This window comes from Maribacter polysiphoniae, assembly GCF_003148665.1.
Classification (GTDB): Bacteria; Bacteroidota; Bacteroidia; order Flavobacteriales; family Flavobacteriaceae; genus Maribacter_A; species Maribacter_A polysiphoniae.
Genome location: NZ_QGGQ01000009.1, coordinates 145,675 through 164,259, shown reverse-complemented (window position 1 = coordinate 164,259; position 18,585 = coordinate 145,675). Strand labels below are relative to the sequence as shown.

Here is an 18,585-nt window from a genome sequence, read left to right as displayed (position 1 = left end):
TTTTGGGACTTCCTATGAATTCCAGATTTTCCAAGCCTTTTCTGCCTGTAACTCTAGCATTCTTAAACCATTACATATAGCTGCACCTTGGTTTTCACCTTCGCGTAAAAAGGCTGATTTTTCGGGGTTGTAGATCAAATCGAAAAGTAGATGGGCATCTGTGATCCATTGGTATGGAATGTTCGGTTTTTCCTCGATATTGGGGAAGGTACCCAAAGGGGTGCAGTTGACCAATACGGTGTATTCCTTCATTATTTTTTCATTTAAATCAGTGTACAGCAATTGGTTTTTTTTGGGTCTTCTTGAAACAAACTTAAACTTGATGCCCAGTTCACCAAAGACGAATGCCACTGCTTTTGATGCACCCCCTGTACCCAAGATCAAGGCTTTGGTATGATTTTTTGTCAAGAATGGTTTTATTGATTTTTTGAATCCGTAGATATCGGTATTATACCCTTTTAGTCCCTTTTTCGTAAATTTTATAGTATTTACGGCGCCTATTTTTTTAGCTTTTTTGTTGAGTCTGTCCAAATAAGGAATCACGGCTTCCTTATAGGGAATGGTGACATTCAGTCCTTTAATGTGTTTGTTTTCTTGTATCAATGGAGTGAATTCCTCTATTTGGGACAGGTCAAAATTCCTATAGGAATATCCCTCTAGACCCAATTTCTTGAATTTTTCCTCGAAGTAGCTTTCTGAAAAAGAGTAAGAGATATTCTTACCCACCAAGCCGTAATTATTTTTTTCTATAATCCCCATACCATTCCAAACCTAATAAAATAAATATACCCAAGATGACAAAGAATATGGCCCACCACGTTTCTGTCGCGGTAAAATCAGGTAAGTACCTTTCGTAATTAAGGATTATTTCCTTGCCGTTTGAATCCAAAAATAGTTGTCCGTCCCCATCTGTTTTGAAAATCGTTCGCTTCCAGGGCCATACCACTCCCAATGATCCAGTGATGAATCCAATGATAACGGCCGTAGTAATGTGTTTAAAGTGCTTCAGTACATAGGTGAGTATGTGTGAAAGGGTAACTAACCCTGTGGCAGACCCTAGGGTGAATACAGCAAGGATCTTCAAGGTTTCCAACCTTTCATGGTTTCTTACAAAGCTAAAATCACCCCGTAACATTTCGGCCATGGAGTCATAGAGGGCGTTAACGGAATCAACTAAGAGTAGCACATAATTTCCCAATAGGATAAGGATAAAAGAACCCGATAATCCAGGCAGGGTCATACCCGATACACTGATCATTCCGCATAGGAAAATGAACCAAAGATTGTCATTCTCCCTGGCGGGACTCAAAAAACTTATGGATATGCCGAAGACAAGTCCTAGGATGCCGGCCGTCAGTGTTTTTTTATTCCAGTGTTTGAAATCCTTTGAAATATAGTAGATCGATCCTAAGATCATTCCGAAAAAGGTGGCCCAGACAAAAAGTTCCTTTCTTTCCAGGAAATAATCGAGCAATTTGGATACACTGAAATAACTTACGAGCATACCAAAAATGAGAAGTGTCAAAAATTGGCCGTTTATGTAACGATAGAAACTTCGGAACCTACCGTTCAGAAGCAATTTCACGGCTTTAAAGTTTATTTTTTGAAGGGAATAGATGAATTCCTCATAGAATCCCCCAACGAAGGCCACAATGCCCCCAGAGACCCCAGGCACCTTATTGGCAGCGCCCATGGCAAGGCCCTTGATAACCAAAAACAATTTATCCAAAAATGTTCTAGGCTCGTACATATGGTAAAACGCTTATTTTTTTGAGGCAATTTTTTCGAGTATAAAAATAAGGGAAAAACCGATGGTGACAGCAACAATGGCCAACATTAACTTTGGTTCGCCTTCGAAATTGAAAGGGGATACGTTTTGTTCTTTTAGGGTAATGATCTTATCGCCAATGGTTTTGGTTTCCAAAATCAATTTCCATGGCCAAATTTTATTTAACGATCCCACAATAAATCCCGTCAATAGGGCCAAGGTCAAATTCTTATAGTTGCTGAACATCCATTTTAGGAGTTTCGCAAAGCTCAAAAGTCCAAAGATGGCACCCAAAGCCACGGTAATGACCACTTTTACATCCCTTTCATGAACAGCGTCCAAAATGGTTTTATATGATCCCAATAACACTAAAATGAAAGCCCCTGAAATTCCCGGTAGTATCATGGCGCAAACGGCCAATGCCCCGGACATAAATAAATAGGGGAGGCTTGTTGCATGCTCTGATGCCGGTAGGGTAGTTACAAAATAGGCTACGGCAGCACCCAATAACAAGATTATCACGGTGGCCGGATTCCACTTCGTTATTTCCTTTCCAACGAAAAAGATACTGGCGGCAACCAATCCAAAAAAGAAAGACCAAAGCAGTATTGGTTCATTTTCCATTAGCCAGCTTACCAAGGTAGCCAAAGAGAAAAGGCTAATGAAAATACCTAAGAACAGGGCAACCAAAAAACTACCATTGAGTTTTTGCCAAGAGGCTTTAAACCCTTCGTTTTTCCAGGTTGTTATCAGGGAAGGCTTAATATTGTTGATTGACGTGATCAATTCTTCATAAATACCTGAAATAAAGGCAATAGTCCCTCCTGAAACACCAGGTACGACATCTGCCGCCCCCATGGCAATTCCTTTTAAGGTAATGAAGATATATTGGAGTAAGTTTCGATTTTCCATAGACAAAAAAGCAAAAATAGACTATTTATCGAGAAGCTCTTTTGTTATTCGATATTATGTTTTGGGTCCATTCTGTTTTGAAGTATGAGGGAAATTCTTCTTCGAAAAGGTGTAATTTTTCAGAGTTCTTGTTCAGGGCATCTATTAGACCGATACGCGCGTTGATTTTATCATTGGCCAAGAGGTGCAGACCTGCTGTCTTGTAAAGGATCTCCGCGCTTTCCGGATAAAATTCACGCCCTTGTGCCAAAATATGGATTCCTGAGAGGTAGTCATGGTTTTCCTTGGCGACATTCGCCCAGTTTAACCAGGTATCCAATTCGTAATTACCGAGGTCAACGGCCTGTTTAAAGGAAAAATCGGCCTGGTCATAATTTTCCAGGGCAGCATTGATGTTGGCGCTTTTCTTCCAATATGTTGGGTTCTCACCGTCAATGTTCAACGCTTTGTTGATATAATGCAGGGCTTTGTCCAAATCACCTTTTAAAAAATAGAAGTCCGTAATGGCCAACCAGCCTTTGTCCAATAAAGGATCTTCATGCACGGTTTGGTAATAGTAATATTTGGCCATTTCATCATTCCCAAGACGTTCATAGCACTTTCCGATTCTTAAATAAGCATGGGAAGTAGGGTCTTCTATTTGAATGGTGATCTCATAATTTTCTATGGCTTCACTGTATTTCCCCAACTTTTCGAGTACTTTGGCCTTTTCGAAATACGCCCCGATAAACGAATCATCAGAGATGATGGCGAAATCAAAAGCGGTCAAAGCTTCCTTGAACATGTGTTTGGAATAATACTGTTTTCCCAATTGATGCCAGGCCACTTCGCAATAGGGGTTTCGGTCCAGATAGTCATTGAGGTATACAATCGCACCTTCAAAATCCTCAAGAAAATCGAAGCAATAGATTACATTGTAGAGAGAGGAATAATCCTGGTCATCGAAATCGACACATCTCATGAAGCATTCCTTGGCCAACTTAAAATCATCCATAAAGAGGTATTCCATACCCAATAATGAATGGATATCATAACTTTCTTCTGAAAGGTTAAGTGCTTTTTTAAGCAATTTGACCGCAGCTTCGTGATTGTCTTTTTTTGAATAGATGTTCGCTCTTTGAATATAAATCTCTTCGTTTGAACTATCAAGAACCTGTAGTTTATCCAATAGATCCTCTGCCCGATCAAGATTATTCTCGAACACAAGAACCTCAACATCCAAAAGTTTCAACGCAATGGAGTCGGGGTGTTGTCTCAAGCCAATCTTAATGGCTTTTTTTGCCAAAGCTATTTTTCCATGGTTGAGGTAATGGTGTATGATATCCTCAAAATCCTCTGCATCGAAAAAATAGACATCGTCTGTCTTCAGCATGGATTCAAACTTGGCAATGGGTTTGTTTGGCCTTTCGTTGGCTTCTAACGCCATAGGGATTTTTTGGTTAATCTCAGGTTTAAAAGTACTCTTTTGAGACTACGTTTTCCTCCTGAATTGGGCTATATTATTAACAAATTAGTTAACAAATTATTGCCTGTAATCGTTCAATATTTCTAGAATGGTATCGCATCCTTCCTTAAGTTCCTCTAATGAAACCGTTAAGGGAGGGGTTATCCTGACGGCTTTTTTCTCAAACAATAGCCAAAAAAGGATGAGATGCCTCTTCGCTGCGGTCAGTATAAGGTAATCTGCAATTTCGGCACTTTCCATAATCAAGGCCAACATGAGACCTTTTCCCCTGATCTCTTTGATGAACTGGTGTTTCAACAAGGAACGAACGTATTTTTCCTTGGCCAAGGTATCAGCCATGAGGGTACTTTCGACAATACATTTGAGTGTGGCCAAAGCGGCGGATGCAATGACCGGATTACCACCAAAAGTGGTGATATGGCCCATTTTGGGATTGTCCTGTAAGGTTGACATCATCTCATGGGAAGCCGTAAAGGCCCCCACGGGTAAACCAGAGGCCATGCCTTTGCCCATGACCAATATGTCGGGAATACAATCGTAATTTTCAAAGGCGAACAATTTTCCTGTACGACCAAAACCCGGTTGGATCTCATCGAGAATCAAAAGGGCTCCCACCTCAGTACAACGTTTTCTTACGCTGGCCAGATAGCCCTTGTTTGGCTCAATAAAGCCGGCGCCCCCTTGTATGGTTTCTAGAATGACGGCGGCAGTCTTTTGGGTAATCTTCCCAAGATCCGATGGCTCATTAAATTCAATGTAGGAGATATCCGGGATCAAAGGTCTAAAGGCTCCTTTCCGTTCTTCGAGCCCCATTAGGCTCAAACTCCCCATGGTGTTGCCATGGTAGGCCTTTTTTCCAGCGATTATCTGACTTCTTCCGGTAAATCGCCTCGCTAACTTCAGAGCCCCTTCAATAGCTTCCGTTCCTGAGTTGACCAAATAGGTGGTTTCCAAAGGGGGGGGGAGCAATGAGGCCAAAAGTTTGGTATATGCCACTGCCGGTTCTTGGATATATTCACCGTACACCATGACATGCATGTACTTATCTACCTGATCTTTTATGGCCTTGATCACTTTAGGATGGCAATGCCCCAGGCTACAGGCAGATACCCCTGCTACAAAGTCTAAATGCGCATTCCCTTCACTGTCATGGATATAGGACCCCTTGGCGTGGGATACTTCCATGGCTAAAGGATGTGGGGATGTTTGGGCTTGGAATTTTAAAAAATCCTTTTTCATAACACCTATTAATTGGCTTTTCCTTCCTTTGAATTTTTCTTGGGATTTATGGCCTTATCGTTTTTTGGTGGGATATTATTGACCGGGTCACCTTCATTGGAACTCCGTTCCTCTTCTTCCGCATCAATATCGATTGGATTCGAAATACCCCTGATAATGGGCAGAACCAAGTTGTTGTCATCCTCATCAAAAATATCCTCTTTTGTAATGATCCGTTCATCACCCCGCCAAACGAAACCTTTTAATTTCCGGCTGTTCTCGGGAAGTTCTGTTTCAGGGAATATATCCCCGTCGGGCTTGGTGAAAAAAGTAAGTTCCTCAATATCGTTTTCGGCCATTTTTATACGAATGGCGCTGCAGATTGTTTTATTGATTCCAATGAGTTCATCATCATCATTGTACATATAATAGATGACCTCTGTGTTCTTGATTAAATCGATTAGTTTGAGTTGATTGTCCTTGAATTTCCCGAACAGGTCCTTTCCTTTTGCCTGATTGTAGCCTTCCATACTAACACTGTCCAGGGAAATGATAAATGCATTGTTCAATACTTTAAGCGAATCCATTTTTTCGGTCTTTAAATCTGATTTTAAATGGATACTGTCTCCGGTCATTTGGTTGGGCCCATTCCAGATGATGGGATTGGTTATCAGTTGGGTGATCCCGGTTTTCTGGTCAGCATGAATGGAGTCGCATTTGCCGCTTAGGTCGGTTTTGTAGAATTTAGCATTTCTAAAGGCCCTAAGAACCCTGTGTTCTGGCTTGCCGGTCAACATTAACGTATCGCCATGCATGTACAACGAGTCTTTCTCCATTACCGATATTGATACCGCCCGCCGTGTGGCAAAAACGGAATCCTTGGCCTTAAAGACCTCCGCATAGTGGGCCTTGATTACCCCGTTATTCACGGTGTCTATAACCTTGATGTTATTGGTTGCCGAGGCAAATTCCCTAGCCTTGTTGAAATAGACGCTATCACCTTTAATGATACGATTGTTGTAATCGATTCTCGTGTTCTTGATAAAGTATCCCGTTTCTACCTTCGTGTCATAAAACCCGCGTTCACAATATATTTTATAGGTTTTTCCCGTTATAGTCGATGGGCCGTAGAGGTAAGCGTTTTTAGAGGTTTCGTAATAATCCAATTGTTCGGAATCCAATATGTAATCCGGGTTTACAATATGGACACTGTCTAGGAACTGTAACTTTTTATTTTCCAAAAAATACCGGCCTATTTCACTGGTCAGGGTATTGACAGAGTCGACCACCGTACCGAAATCCTTATAATAAGCCTGCTGTTCCAATCGGTTGAAACGAAGGGTGTCGGTCTTCAAGGTCATTTTGGAACTACTTGTCAATACGACGTTCTCCCAGGCTTTTGCCATGTTTTCGTTACCATCATAGTTGATCTTTCCACTGGTCATTTGAATGGAGTCTCCCTGTTGTAAGCGAATGTTGCCAATGGCCTTTAACCTATTTTCTTTTTGATAGTAGATGGCGATGTCGCAAAACAGATCGGCCCCCTCGTGCTCAAATTGTATTTGCCTGTTGTCTTTGCTGAATATGGAAGCTCCTGGATATTGCGCCTCATCCTTGGTGAAGTTGGCCCCATAAACAATGTTGATTTGCTTTGGGGGGGCTTCTTGGGAAAATAGGGGTAGTGAAGCCAATACAACCAGTATGTAAATGATTTTATTGAACAAGGTTATGAATTTTGCCCAAAAATATGACTTTTTGAGGGAGTGTAATCAATGATTGGGATAGATTTAGTAAACCGATAAAACGTTGCGGATATTTTTTTACTTTTCGATACTGGGTTTTTGCACTTTCTGTGGTTGAATCCATTTTTTAGGCCGCCCAAATGGAACCGTATAACTGGAGGCATGGACAGCGAAATGAACGATGTTGTTCTATTGTTGGCATATCGTAAAGAAGACCGTCAGGAAAAGGTGGTTTTGTAACTTTTTAAACTACAAAACCACCTTGAACCTATAAGACGGTCTTTGGTTTGGTCTTCTTTAGAAATCCCGATAAGCCGATTCCAAATACTGGTTGGCCTCTTCTTCCTTGAATTTGGCCTCATTGTTGTCCCAATGTAAGGTCTTGTTTGGGAAACGGCCTGCTATGACACCCAACAGAATTGTTTCTGTAAGCCTTGACGCATAGGAAAAAGGGGCACTACATTCTGCTTGGCCCAGACAGGCATCTACAAATTGATGGTAGTGTTTTTGTCCTTCGGAATTGTAGTTGCGTATGGGTTTGCCCATATTGTTCTTTTTTTCTATACGGGCAATTTCGTCTGAAATGTCCACGTATTTGCCATCAACGATCTTCTTGGGCAATTCCATAAAGTGCGGTAGTAATAAACGACCCTTATCACCGATGAACATGGCACCTTGTTCAGGTAATTTGCCAGCTCCGGTAGCCTTGGTGTCCAATGACATTTTTTCTTCCACGGACTTTTCTTTTTTATCAACGTTTGTGGCCGATGTAGCTTCTTTTGCACCAGGAAGTATAAGGTCTTTATGCATTTTTGGAGCCCCAGGGCCATCGTACCAAACCCAAGTCAATTTTTCTGCGGTATGTTTGGTGCCTGGAAATTCATAAGTAACGATGTTGTTTTCGGGGAACCCAAAACCGTTTGGTTCCCTACATTCATTGCGTATGGTCCTTGGTACATCCAATTCGAGGGCATTATAAGGGGTGTCAAATATATGGACCCCCATATCCCCAAGTGTGCCACAACCGAAATCCAATAATTTTCTCCAGTTGCCAGGATGATAAACATCCTTTTTGTATGGTCTTTCTGCCGATGTTCCTAACCATAGGTTCCAATCCAACGTTTCTGGAATGGGATCGCTACCTTGTGGTTTTGGTCCGTCATATCCCCAGTTTTTTGGTGACCATGCACGTACCGTATGTACTTTGCCTATTATTCCAGATTGTATCAACAACGTAGCCAATTTATAGTCATAGAACGAATGTACTTGAATACCCATTTGGGTAATCAGGTTTTTGTCCGCGGCCAATTTTTTCATAGCCCGGGCTTCGGATACATGGTGGGTAAGTGGCTTTTGGCAATACACCGGTTTGCCAAGATTCATCGCCATCATTGAAGCTGGTGCATGGGTATGGTCTGGTGTTGAAACGATTACGGCATCAATTTCATTTTTCAGTTCGGCCAGCATTACACGATAATCAGAAAATAGCTTAGCCTTAGGGTGTAGTTTTTGGGCAGCTGCCAAATTGGTACTGTCCACATCGCACAAGGCGATAACATCGACCAACTTATGGGAAGATATAGCCTTTAAGTCTTCATTACCCATTCCTCCCACGCCAATATGGGCTGTTCTCAAACGGTTATTGGGGCTTAAGTTTCCTAATAGTGAAGGTGCAATAGCAATTCCTAATAGACCTAACCCACTTTTCTTTACAAAATCCCTGCGTTCCTTATTGTATGCGCACATAAATTCTTTAATTATTGGTTGATAAATCCTTTATTCTAATATTTTTAAAACGGACGACATCCCCATGCCCCAGAAAACCGATATGTCCGTTAGTTCGTTCCAACCCTGGGTGGTCTTTATGGTCTAAGGTACCATTTTTACTTGCTTTTATGAAATCCCCATCAAGAATAACAGTGCCATTTAAAATAACCTTTATTTTTGAGCCTTTTACATAAACCTCCTGATGGTTCCATTCCCCAACGGGATTTAGAAATCCTCGTTTAGCCGGAATGATACCATAGACCGAACCATGGTATTGGTAAGGGTGCAGTTTTGCATATTTGTCGGCCGTATTGTCTAAAATCTGTAATTCCTTGCCCACATATGCGGCATCCCCTTCCAAGGGGGCGTGAATCCCCAATCCGTTGTTACTGCCTGGGGTTAATTGAAATTCGAATCTTAGGATAAAATCACTGAACTCCCGTTCGGTAAAAAGGTTACCCCCGCTATCACTTCCGTTGGGGTCAACGACAATCATACCATTTTCGGCCCGGTAAGCCGATGTATTGCCTACCCAGCCTTCTAGATTTTCACCGTTAAAAAGGGCTTTGAATCCATCGTCATTACTGTTTTTATGGGATGCACATGAGGTGATGGCCAAGATTGATATGAAAACAAAAAAGGATGGGACATGGAATTTTTTAAACATAGGTTGGTTTTTTTATTACGTTGTTTTTATGAAATAATGGCTAATGGTTTGGTGTCTTTCCAGTTACCTCTTGTGAAGTCTGGAAAATTCTGGGGGGCGCCGCCACTGGCTACGGAACGCTCACTTAACGGGGATACCGCACTCCAGAAACAACCTTCATAGAGGTTTTGGTCTAGGGGAAGTCCCTTTTGCAAGCATTCGACAATACGATACATCATCATACCATCCATACCACCATGACCAGTGTCTTTGGTGGCTTCATTCAATCTTTTGTACAATGGGTGGTCGTATTTTTCGTAAATAGCGGCCAGTTGTTCCCCTTGTGCCCATGTGTGATGGTTGTCGGTTACACCTTCCACACCTCCTTCCAAGGCAATCCTTGTCGGGAATCCAGCCAGAACCCCTTTGGTACCTTGAATCAGGTTCAATCTTGAGTAGGGGCGTGGACTTGTTTCGTCCCATTGGACCATTATGGTGCGGCCAACAGTTGTTTTTATTATGGAGGTATTCAAGTCTCCTCCCTTATAATCCAGTTTATTCCATTTATGATCGGCCGGATAGTTTTTTTCAGCATATAATTTTCTTCCCAAAGCTTGGGTAGAAAAAGAAACCAGACTGCCAAAGTTATCCTCGCTACGTCCTAAATTCATGTATTGGGCAACCGGACCTAGTCCGTGGGTTGGGTATAAATTGCCATTTCGTTTGGCATAATGGTATGTTCGCCAAGAGCCTGTACCACGTTCTTGATCTACCATCTGGGACCGGAGTTCGTGAATATAGGAAGCTTCGGCATGTAAAAAATCCCCAATAACACCCTGCCTGCACATATTGAGGAACATTAGCTCATCCCTGTTGTAGTTGACATTTTCCATCATCATACAGTGCTTTTGGGTTTGCTCCGAGGTGTTTACGAGTTCCCACATTTCTTCAAGTGTAATTCCTATGGGCACTTCTACAAAGGCATGGGCCCCTTTTTTCATGGACTCGATAGCCATGGGTGCATGGTTACTCCAATTGGTTGCGATAAAAACCACATCGGGTTTAACTTCGGTTAGCATGGTCCTCCATTGATTTTCATCACCGTAATATTGGGCTATCTTCTTATGTCGTTTTCCCTTTCCGATTTCTTTGGCTTCCGCACTCCACTTTTCAGTAAAATCTTGATATAAATCGCAAACGGCAACCACTTCGGTTCCGGGAAGTGAGGCAAAGAATTTAAGGTGTCCAGGGCCCCTTGAACCCACGCCGATGAAAGCAGCCCGTACGGTCTCTAACTTTGGGGCAGCGAAATCACCCATGTATTTAGCGCCATAAGGGCGTTCAGAATTGGAATAGGCACCTTTGACTATCGAAGGGGTTACTGCCAATGCGGCACCAGCCAATGATGTCTTTCGAATGAAGTTTCTTCTATTTATGTTTTTCATAATCTAGTTTTTCGTGATAATGGCGGAGTACCCACCACCACTGGATAATTTTAACTTTAGTTTGGTGTTTTGGTCGACGTCTTGCTTTATGATCTTATAGTCCTGTGCGTTCCTAGAAGCGTTTACCCCATCTTGGTAGCCCTGCAGGGTATAATTGCCCTTTTCCAAAAAGGAAAGGTCTATTTCAAAGTCCCTGGCCGTCCAATCGGTCATTGCACCAAGGTACCAATTATCACCTTTTCTACGGGCCAGGACAATATAATCGGAAACGGCACCCTCCAGTACAACGGTCTCATCCCATACCGTTGGTATTTGTGTTATGAAATCGACGGTTTCCTGTTCTTTGTAATAAATGGTCGGTGATTCACATAGCATTTGAAGCGGGGCTTCAAAGATCGTATACATGGCCACTTGGTGGGCCCTTGTGCCATAGCTCATTGGCCTGGTGAATAAAGGGGCGTAATTGGGTCCACCGGTTTCATAATCCAATTGGTTCATGTTGATCATGGCACCAGGGGTGAAATCCAACGGGCCTGCGGCCATACGAATGAATGGTAATGTCACATTGTGTTCTGGCGTTATGGCATTGGTCCATTTGTTATTCTCATTACCCCGGACTCCTTCGTAATTGATGATGTTGGGCCACATACGCTCAACCCCGGCAGGTTTGAAAGCACCATGATAGTCGACCAGCATTTTATATTTTGCGGCGATTTCCGCAATTTTTTCATAGGATTCAACGACGTATTGGTCACTTCGTTGCATAAAATCCACTTTGATGCCCACGGCACCCCAACTACTGTATAATTTCAGTATTTCCTCAGGATTCTCATAAAGTGGTTTCCATAAGACCCATAAAATAATCCCAACATTTTTGGATTTGGCATATTTGATCAATTCAGGGACATCCATGTTTTCATTGTCATCCATGATTTCTGTGGTGGATTTTGTCCAGCCTTCATCCAATATCACGTATTCAATGCCATTTTTAGAGGCGAAATCGATGAAATATTTATACGTATCCATATTGATGCCTGCCTCAAAATCGACACCATAGACGTTATTGGCATTATACCAGTCCCAAGCGACTTGTCCGGGTTTTATCCAACTGGTATCAGTGATCTTTGATTTGTCTGACAATAAGGCGACCAGATTGCTTTCCACAAAGGTCCTGTCATCATCACTAATAATGAATACCCTCCAAGGATATGCTCGTTTACCATTGATTTTCGCAATGTAATCGGCCTCTTCCTCGATGATTTGGTTCCGATCGGGGCTAAACGCTTCATTAGGGATGGCTTTTAATACATATTTGGGAAAAGTGGATGTCATCGCATGGTCCATGGTTTTGGCCAAGAACATTCCAGGGTAATTGATCAACGAGGCTTCAGTGAAAAGCACTTTGGCCGTTTTCGTATTGAACATCACCGGTAGGCTGCAAAAGGCCCCTTTTTGCATATCCGCTACATTTTTCACTAAATAATCGCGCTCATTGTGCGAATAAAAAGATTCCTCTTCAGGAAAGAACGATGAGGTGCCATCAGGAAAAAACAAGGTCATTTCTTCATTAAGAACAAGCCTGGTTTTTCTGTTTCCATCAATAAACCGGTATGCGATACCATCATTATATGCTCGGAAGATCAATTGGTAATTATTCTTAAAATCCAGGGTCAATTGATTGTATTCGTTGTTGATTTTAGCATCCTTATTGGCAACCACTGGGATAAAGACTTCATTTTTGCTGACCATACTTTGGTTTCGCAATTTGGGGGCGTTACCCAAGATCCTTCCTTCACCCATGTCCATGGAAATGACCGCATTGTCTATAATATTGGAACCTTTAAGGGTTACATTCCACGAAATGTTGTCGGCGAGGTCAATGACCACTTCGAGTTGCTTGTCAGGGGAGCTTAATTTAAGGTTCTTTTGGGCCATGGTCCAATTACCGAAGAGCAATAGGGCTATCACAAAAAGTAATTTTATGGTAGGTCCAGGTTTGGTCGTGTTATTCATATAAAATGTTATTATATTAGGGTTTCGAGGTGTTATAAGTGAGGAAATAAAACGAAATACACTGTATAATTGGAAAGAACCGATTAAGTCATGATTGGATTTCATTTTGGAGTTGGTGGATATTTCTACAATTTACGTAAAAGCGATCAATTAAAAAACAGAAATGACACCCTAAATACACCAAAGAAGAGGTAGGTGTTTTTCGTGGGAATGTAAAAAGAAAAGTGCCTTTAAAGAATAAACTTTAAAGGCACTCCAATGATTTTTATTTTCGAGTCGGTATGGTTACCGTTTCCCTATCTATGAATTGTCTGGGTCCTGTCTGGTCCCACGGAAACGATCTTAATGGGAACTTCAAGTTCTTTTTCCAAAAAGTCGATATAATCATTCAGGGTTTTAGGAAGTTCCTCTGCCTTACTCATTTTGGTAAGGTCTTGGGACCACCCTTTCATCTCGGTGTAAATGGGTGTTACATTTTCAGCTTCGATGTTATAGGGTAAGTGCGTAATGACTTCCCCTTTGTAATTATAGGCCGTACAGACCTTAAGTTTTTTGAATCCACTAAGGACATCACCTTTCATCATCATAAGTTCGGTTACCCCATTTACCCTGACGGCATATTTTAAGGCAACAAGATCGAGCCATCCACATCTTCTGGCCCTACCTGTGGTAGCACCAAATTCATTACCGACACTGGCCATGGTCTTCCCATCCTCGTCAAATAACTCTGTTGGGAATGGGCCACTACCAACACGGGTGGTATATGCTTTGAAAATACCTTTTACCTCACCGATTTGGTTTGGTGCCACACCCAATCCGGTACAGGCACCTGCGGCGGTGGTGTTACTGGAGGTTACGAAGGGATATGTACCGAAGTCAATATCCAATAATGATCCTTGGGCACCTTCCGCGAGTATTTTTTTACCCTCCTTTTGGGCTTGGTATAAATATTCCTCACTATCGATGAAGGTTAGTTCCTTAAGTGTTTTTATGGCACTGAAGAATTCGTCTTCCAATTCTTCCAGGTTATATTGGATATCCACATTGTAGAAACCGATCATGGCCTCATGTTTGTCTGCCAATGCACGGTATTTTTCCTTCCAATCGGACAACTCCAAATCCCCGATTCGCATACCGTTTCTACCGGTTTTGTCCATATAGGTTGGGCCAATACCTTTTAAGGTCGAGCCTATTTTCGCTTTCCCTTTGGAGGTTTCGGAAGCAGCATCCAACAAACGATGGGTCGGTAGGATTAGATGAGCCTTTCTACTAATGAATAGTTTTGATTTTACATCGATATCAAAGACGTCCAAGGCATCAAGTTCTTTTTTGAAAATGACAGGGTCAATGACGACACCGTTGCCGACAACATTGATGGCTTTCTTGTGGAATATCCCTGAGGGTATGGTATGTAAAACGTGTTTAATACCATCAAATTCCAAAGTATGTCCGGCATTTGGGCCTCCTTGAAAACGAGCTATAATATCATAGTTTTTTGTGAGTACATCGACGATTTTTCCTTTTCCTTCGTCTCCCCACTGTAATCCCAACAATAAATCTACTGCCATTATTTAGTTTGGTTAGTTGTTTGTGTTACCTTCTTTGTTCTTTGTTCCGTAAAAGTATAATGAATGATTCGTTATCTTGATATCGAAAACCTCTTCAATGGTCTTTTTGATGGATTGTATACGTGGATCGCAGAATTCCATCACCTCACCCGTATCCGTTAGGATAACATGGTCATGTTGACGATCAAAATAGGATTTCTCGTACTGAGCCTGATTTTTGCCAAACTGATGTTTTCGTACCAATTTGGATTCCAACAAAAGCTCAATGGTATTGTAAAGTGTAGCCCGGCTTACCCTATAGTTTTTGTTTTTCATATTGATATAGAGCGATTCTATATCAAAATGTTCGTCACTTTCGTAAATTTCTTGGAGAATAGCGTAGCGCTCGGGTGTTTTCCTATGCCCTTTTTCTTCTAAAAAGGTGGTGAATACGTTTTTTACAATTTCCTGGTTTTTATTAGGAGGCATAACAATAATCACTGCATTAATGTACAAATGTACGGCTAAATTTTAATTAAGTTTCTAAACTCGGGTGACTTTATCAATACCATTGATAAGCTTTAGGTTTTGAATCAGTTTCTTTAGAATATTATTGTTCTTTACAACGACGGTAATCCTACCTGTGAAAGTGCCACCCTCAGTACTGAAATTCAAGTTTTGCATGTTGACATTCATATGGGTCGAAATCACCGAGGTAATTTCACTGATCAATCCTAAATTGTCTATTCCCGTTAATTGGATTTCGGATCTGAACTCCTGTTGGGACGAATCTATCCATTTTGCACTGATAATCCTATAAGCGTAATTCGATTGCAGCGAGATAGCATTAGGGCAGTTTTTCTTATGGACTTTTATACCTTCGTTAACGCTTATGAACCCAAAAACGGCATCGCCTGGAATGGGATTGCAGCATTGCGAAAGTTTATAATCGAGTTTTTCCTCTTCCTTACCAAAGACCAGCATGTCATATTTTGCCGTAATCTCATCCCTGTCAATGTTTTCAGGAATCGGGGACCTTCTGATCTTGCTCTTGAAAAAACTGATGAATGCATTGCTGTACGATGACGCAAAGTCTTTTATCTTTTGATTGTCTATGGCCCCTATACCTACGCGATAGAATAAATCCAGGCTGGTCTTAAGCTTAAAGAAAGTGACCATTTTGTTAATGGTATCCTCGTTAAGGTTTATCTTTTGAGATTTAAGTTTTCTTCGTAAAATTTCCTTGCCCTCGTTGGCAACGGCTTTCTTTTCTTCCCGTAGGGAAGATTTTATTTTTGCCCTTGCCCTTGCCGTCGTGGCATAATCGAGCCAGTTTTGGTTCGGTTGAGCCTGGTCGGAAGTGATTATTTCAACCTGGTCACCACTTTTTAGGGTGGTATTCAAAGGCACAAGTTTGCCATTTACCTTGGCGCCACGGGTATGCATGCCCACTTCGGTATGTATGTTGAAAGCGAAATCAAGGGGTGTGGCACCTTTTGGCATCGATTTTAATTCGCCCAAAGGGGTAAACACAAAAATTTCCTTTGAGTATAGATTGAGTTTGAATTCCTCAACAAAGTCAACAGCATTGGCATTTGAATTCTCCAAAGCCTCCTGTAATTTGTTCAACCAGACCTCTATACCTTGTTCTTTTTGGTCGCCGTGTTTGTATTTAAAATGTGCAGCATATCCTTTTTCAGCGATTTCATGCATACGCTCACTTCGGATTTGCACTTCGACCCATTTACCCATGGGCCCCATCACGGTAATGTGCAAGGCTTCGTATCCCGTGGATTTTGGGGAGGATATCCAATCACGTAAACGTACCGGGTTCGGTGTAAAGTGATCTGTGACTATTGAATATATTTTCCACGCCAGGAATTTTTCGTTGGCCCGGTCCGATTTGTATATGATGCGGATAGCAAACTTATCGTAGATCTGGTCAAAGGAAACATTCTGGACCTTCATCTTCTTACGAATGGAGAAGATCGACTTCATGCGGCCTTTAATGTGGTAATTGAGAGATTCCTTGTCCAATGAATCACGGATGACACCCGTAAAATCGTCAATATATTTTTGTTGCTCTTCTTTGGATTCCTCGATTTTACCCAAAATATCCTTGTACACCTCGGGCTCCGTGTATTTTAAACTGAGGTCCTCTAACTCTGTCTTAATATTGTATAGGCCGATTCGGTGGGCCAAAGGGGCGTAAATATATAAGGTTTCCGATGCCATTTTCACTTGTTTGTGTTCTGGCATCGCATCCAAGGTCAACATATTGTGGTATCGATCCGCAATCTTTATGATGATGACACGCACATCGTCATGCAAGGTCAACAACATTTTACGGAAATTCTCCGCTTGCTGCGATATGTTCATGTCCTTTTTAAGGTGGGATATCTTGGTGAGTCCGTCAACAATACGGGCCACCGTTTCCCCGAACATACGCTCGATATCATCAAGGGTGTAATCGGTATCCTCTACGACATCATGTAATAAGGCAGATGCAATCGATACGGCATCCAGGCCTATTTCCGAAGCGACGATCTTGGCCACTGCTATTGGATGGAAAATATAAGCCTCACCGGATTTCCTTCGTTGTTCCTTGTGGGCATCAACAGCGATTTCAAAGGCATGCCGAACCAAAGCCTTATCATCATCAGACAAGGTCTGGTAGCTTATCTTCAGCAATTCCTTATATTGCTTTGCAATTTTTTTGTTTTCCTGTTCTATAGCTGCTTGAGTCATACTCTAATAAAATTACACAATCCCCTTTAATACACAACAAAAATTATGCCTTTAAATTCTTGACTCGTGCTATTAGTGGAGGATGGGAATAATGCATAAAAACATAGGCAGGATGGGGGGTAAGGTTGCTGAGGCTGTTTTTGGATAACTTCTTTAGCGATGTAATCAATGGTTTGGCCGCGAATGTATTCTTGGCAAAATCATCGGCCTGATATTCAAATTTTCGGGATAGGTAATTCATGATCAAACCGGTTACCTCGGAAATTGGGCTGTATAGAATTCCAAATCCGATCAGCGCGGCATGAAAACTTGGTTGTGAAACCCCTATGGCTCTTGAAACCTCTGGACTGTTGATGAATAGGGACAAAAGAAAAAGTGTGAATCCCGTCAACAAAATAGAGGAAATTAAATTGAAAACAATATGATGGCGTTTGTAATGACCTACCTCATGGGCCAAAACTGCCACAATTTCATCTTCATCCAGATCATTGATAAGGGTGTCATAGAGGGTTACCCTTTTTTCTTTGCCAAAACCAGAAAAATAGGCATTCGCCTTTGTCGATCTTTTAGAACCGTCTATAACGAATATATTACGGATTTCGAAGCCTACCTTTTGGGCGTACCCTTCTATCTTATTTTTAAGACTTCCTTCCTCCAAGGGTTTCTGCTTATTGAACAGGGGCACGATCAACCTACTATAGAAGAGGTTCATGAACAAGGTGAAGATCGCCACGACTGCCCAGGCATAAATCCAAAAGTTGGTTCCTGCCCATTCAAAAAACCATATGATGAGCGCTGTAAGCCCACCGCCAATAATGGCCATCATCAAATACCCCTTTAATTTATCCGTAAAAAAGGTGGTTTTCGAGGTTTTGTTAAAACCGAATCTTTCCTCAATAACAAAAGTCTTATAGTACCCAAAAGGGGTCGTGATCAAATCACTACCGATCATGATGATAGCGAAGAACACCAATGCGATTATAATTGGGTTGTCCGATACGCTCCGTGCCAAAGTGTCAATCCATTCGAACCCACCCAAAGAAAGAAATCCTAGGGTTAGAAGCAAGGAAAAGGTTGAGGTAAGAAGACCGAATTTGTAATTGGTCTTTTTATATTCTTGTGATTTTTGGTATTCCTCGGTATCAAAAACATCCTTTAGATCATCCGGTATGGGGTCATTGTACCGTTTTGAATTCAAGTGGTCCAGTGTAGTTTCAATAATGAACTCTATCACCAAGATGGCAATAATAATATAAAACAAGCTTGTTTGTGTCATTAAATGGTTTTTGGTATTTAACGGAAATTCGGTCGATG

The 18,585-nt window shown here is 41.6% G+C and carries 14 protein-coding genes; all 14 read right to left on the bottom strand.

Annotation, left to right across the window (positions count from 1 at the left end; genetic code table 11):
• Positions 1-12: 12 nt before the first annotated feature.
• The 14 genes from LX92_RS16810 to LX92_RS16745 all read right to left on the bottom strand — a co-directional run bounded on the left by LX92_RS16810 (position 13) and on the right by LX92_RS16745 (position 18,547).
• Entirely contained in the window at positions 13-759 is a 747-nt protein-coding gene (locus LX92_RS16810) for a shikimate dehydrogenase family protein (protein ID WP_109653144.1), read from the bottom strand.
• Positions 737-1,750 (bottom strand): DUF368 domain-containing protein, encoded by a 1,014-nt coding sequence (locus tag LX92_RS16805; RefSeq protein WP_109653142.1) that lies wholly within the window; start codon positions 1,748-1,750, stop codon positions 737-739. The genes LX92_RS16810 and LX92_RS16805 overlap by 23 nt, the downstream gene beginning before the upstream one ends.
• A gap of 12 nt (positions 1,751-1,762) precedes the next feature.
• Entirely contained in the window at positions 1,763-2,680 is a 918-nt protein-coding gene (locus LX92_RS16800) for a DUF368 domain-containing protein (RefSeq protein WP_109653140.1), read from the bottom strand.
• Positions 2,681-2,705: 25 nt separating this feature from the next.
• Entirely contained in the window at positions 2,706-4,106 is a 1,401-nt protein-coding gene (locus LX92_RS16795; RefSeq protein ID WP_109653138.1) for a tetratricopeptide repeat protein, read from the bottom strand.
• A 96-nt stretch (positions 4,107-4,202) separates the two neighbouring features.
• Positions 4,203-5,384, bottom strand: coding sequence for an aspartate aminotransferase family protein (locus LX92_RS16790; RefSeq protein ID WP_109653136.1), 1,182 nt, complete (start codon positions 5,382-5,384; stop codon positions 4,203-4,205).
• Between the two features lie 8 nt (positions 5,385-5,392).
• Positions 5,393-7,087, bottom strand: coding sequence for an OstA-like protein (locus tag LX92_RS16785; RefSeq protein ID WP_109653133.1), 1,695 nt, complete (start codon positions 7,085-7,087; stop codon positions 5,393-5,395).
• Between the two features lie 315 nt (positions 7,088-7,402).
• Positions 7,403-8,851, bottom strand: coding sequence for a Gfo/Idh/MocA family protein (locus LX92_RS16780; RefSeq protein WP_109653131.1), 1,449 nt, complete (start codon positions 8,849-8,851; stop codon positions 7,403-7,405).
• A gap of 7 nt (positions 8,852-8,858) precedes the next feature.
• Entirely contained in the window at positions 8,859-9,539 is a 681-nt protein-coding gene (locus LX92_RS16775; RefSeq protein WP_109653129.1) for a 3-keto-disaccharide hydrolase, read from the bottom strand.
• Positions 9,540-9,565: 26 nt separating this feature from the next.
• Positions 9,566-10,963: a Gfo/Idh/MocA family protein gene (locus LX92_RS16770; protein ID WP_109653127.1), complete on the bottom strand. Its 1,398-nt coding sequence runs from the start codon at positions 10,961-10,963 to the stop codon at positions 9,566-9,568.
• Positions 10,964-10,966: 3 nt separating this feature from the next.
• Positions 10,967-12,976, bottom strand: a complete 2,010-nt coding sequence (locus LX92_RS16765; RefSeq protein WP_223308444.1) for a glycoside hydrolase family 97 protein — start codon at positions 12,974-12,976, stop codon at positions 10,967-10,969.
• Between the two features lie 296 nt (positions 12,977-13,272).
• Positions 13,273-14,544 carry an adenylosuccinate synthase gene (locus LX92_RS16760; protein ID WP_109653125.1) on the bottom strand — a complete coding sequence of 424 codons (1,272 nt, stop codon included), beginning with the start codon at positions 14,542-14,544 and terminating at the stop codon, positions 13,273-13,275.
• A gap of 12 nt (positions 14,545-14,556) precedes the next feature.
• Positions 14,557-15,012: a Fur family transcriptional regulator gene (locus LX92_RS16755; protein ID WP_109653123.1), complete on the bottom strand. Its 456-nt coding sequence runs from the start codon at positions 15,010-15,012 to the stop codon at positions 14,557-14,559.
• Between the two features lie 54 nt (positions 15,013-15,066).
• Complete coding sequence (locus tag LX92_RS16750; RefSeq protein ID WP_109653121.1) at positions 15,067-17,271, bottom strand: RelA/SpoT family protein; 2,205 nt, start codon at positions 17,269-17,271, stop codon at positions 15,067-15,069.
• Between the two features lie 43 nt (positions 17,272-17,314).
• A complete protein-coding gene (locus LX92_RS16745) occupies positions 17,315-18,547 on the bottom strand; it encodes a M48 family metallopeptidase (protein WP_109653119.1) in 1,233 nt (410 codons plus the stop codon).
• Positions 18,548-18,585 lie beyond the last annotated feature (38 nt).

Coding starts and splice junctions, on each gene's coding strand:
- LX92_RS16745 (WP_109653119.1), bottom strand. CDS start 18,547: ATGACACAAACAAGCTTGTTTTATATTATTATTGCCATCTTGGTGATA.
- LX92_RS16765 (WP_223308444.1), bottom strand. CDS start 12,976: ATGAATAACACGACCAAACCTGGACCTACCATAAAATTACTTTTTGTG.
- LX92_RS16790 (WP_109653136.1), bottom strand. CDS start 5,384: ATGAAAAAGGATTTTTTAAAATTCCAAGCCCAAACATCCCCACATCCT.
- LX92_RS16805 (WP_109653142.1), bottom strand. CDS start 1,750: ATGTACGAGCCTAGAACATTTTTGGATAAATTGTTTTTGGTTATCAAG.
- LX92_RS16755 (WP_109653123.1), bottom strand. CDS start 15,012: ATGCCTCCTAATAAAAACCAGGAAATTGTAAAAAACGTATTCACCACC.
- LX92_RS16795 (WP_109653138.1), bottom strand. CDS start 4,106: ATGGCGTTAGAAGCCAACGAAAGGCCAAACAAACCCATTGCCAAGTTT.
- LX92_RS16760 (WP_109653125.1), bottom strand. CDS start 14,544: ATGGCAGTAGATTTATTGTTGGGATTACAGTGGGGAGACGAAGGAAAA.
- LX92_RS16770 (WP_109653127.1), bottom strand. CDS start 10,963: ATGAAAAACATAAATAGAAGAAACTTCATTCGAAAGACATCATTGGCT.
- LX92_RS16810 (WP_109653144.1), bottom strand. CDS start 759: ATGGGGATTATAGAAAAAAATAATTACGGCTTGGTGGGTAAGAATATC.
- LX92_RS16780 (WP_109653131.1), bottom strand. CDS start 8,851: ATGTGCGCATACAATAAGGAACGCAGGGATTTTGTAAAGAAAAGTGGG.
- LX92_RS16775 (WP_109653129.1), bottom strand. CDS start 9,539: ATGTTTAAAAAATTCCATGTCCCATCCTTTTTTGTTTTCATATCAATC.
- LX92_RS16750 (WP_109653121.1), bottom strand. CDS start 17,271: ATGACTCAAGCAGCTATAGAACAGGAAAACAAAAAAATTGCAAAGCAA.
- LX92_RS16800 (WP_109653140.1), bottom strand. CDS start 2,680: ATGGAAAATCGAAACTTACTCCAATATATCTTCATTACCTTAAAAGGA.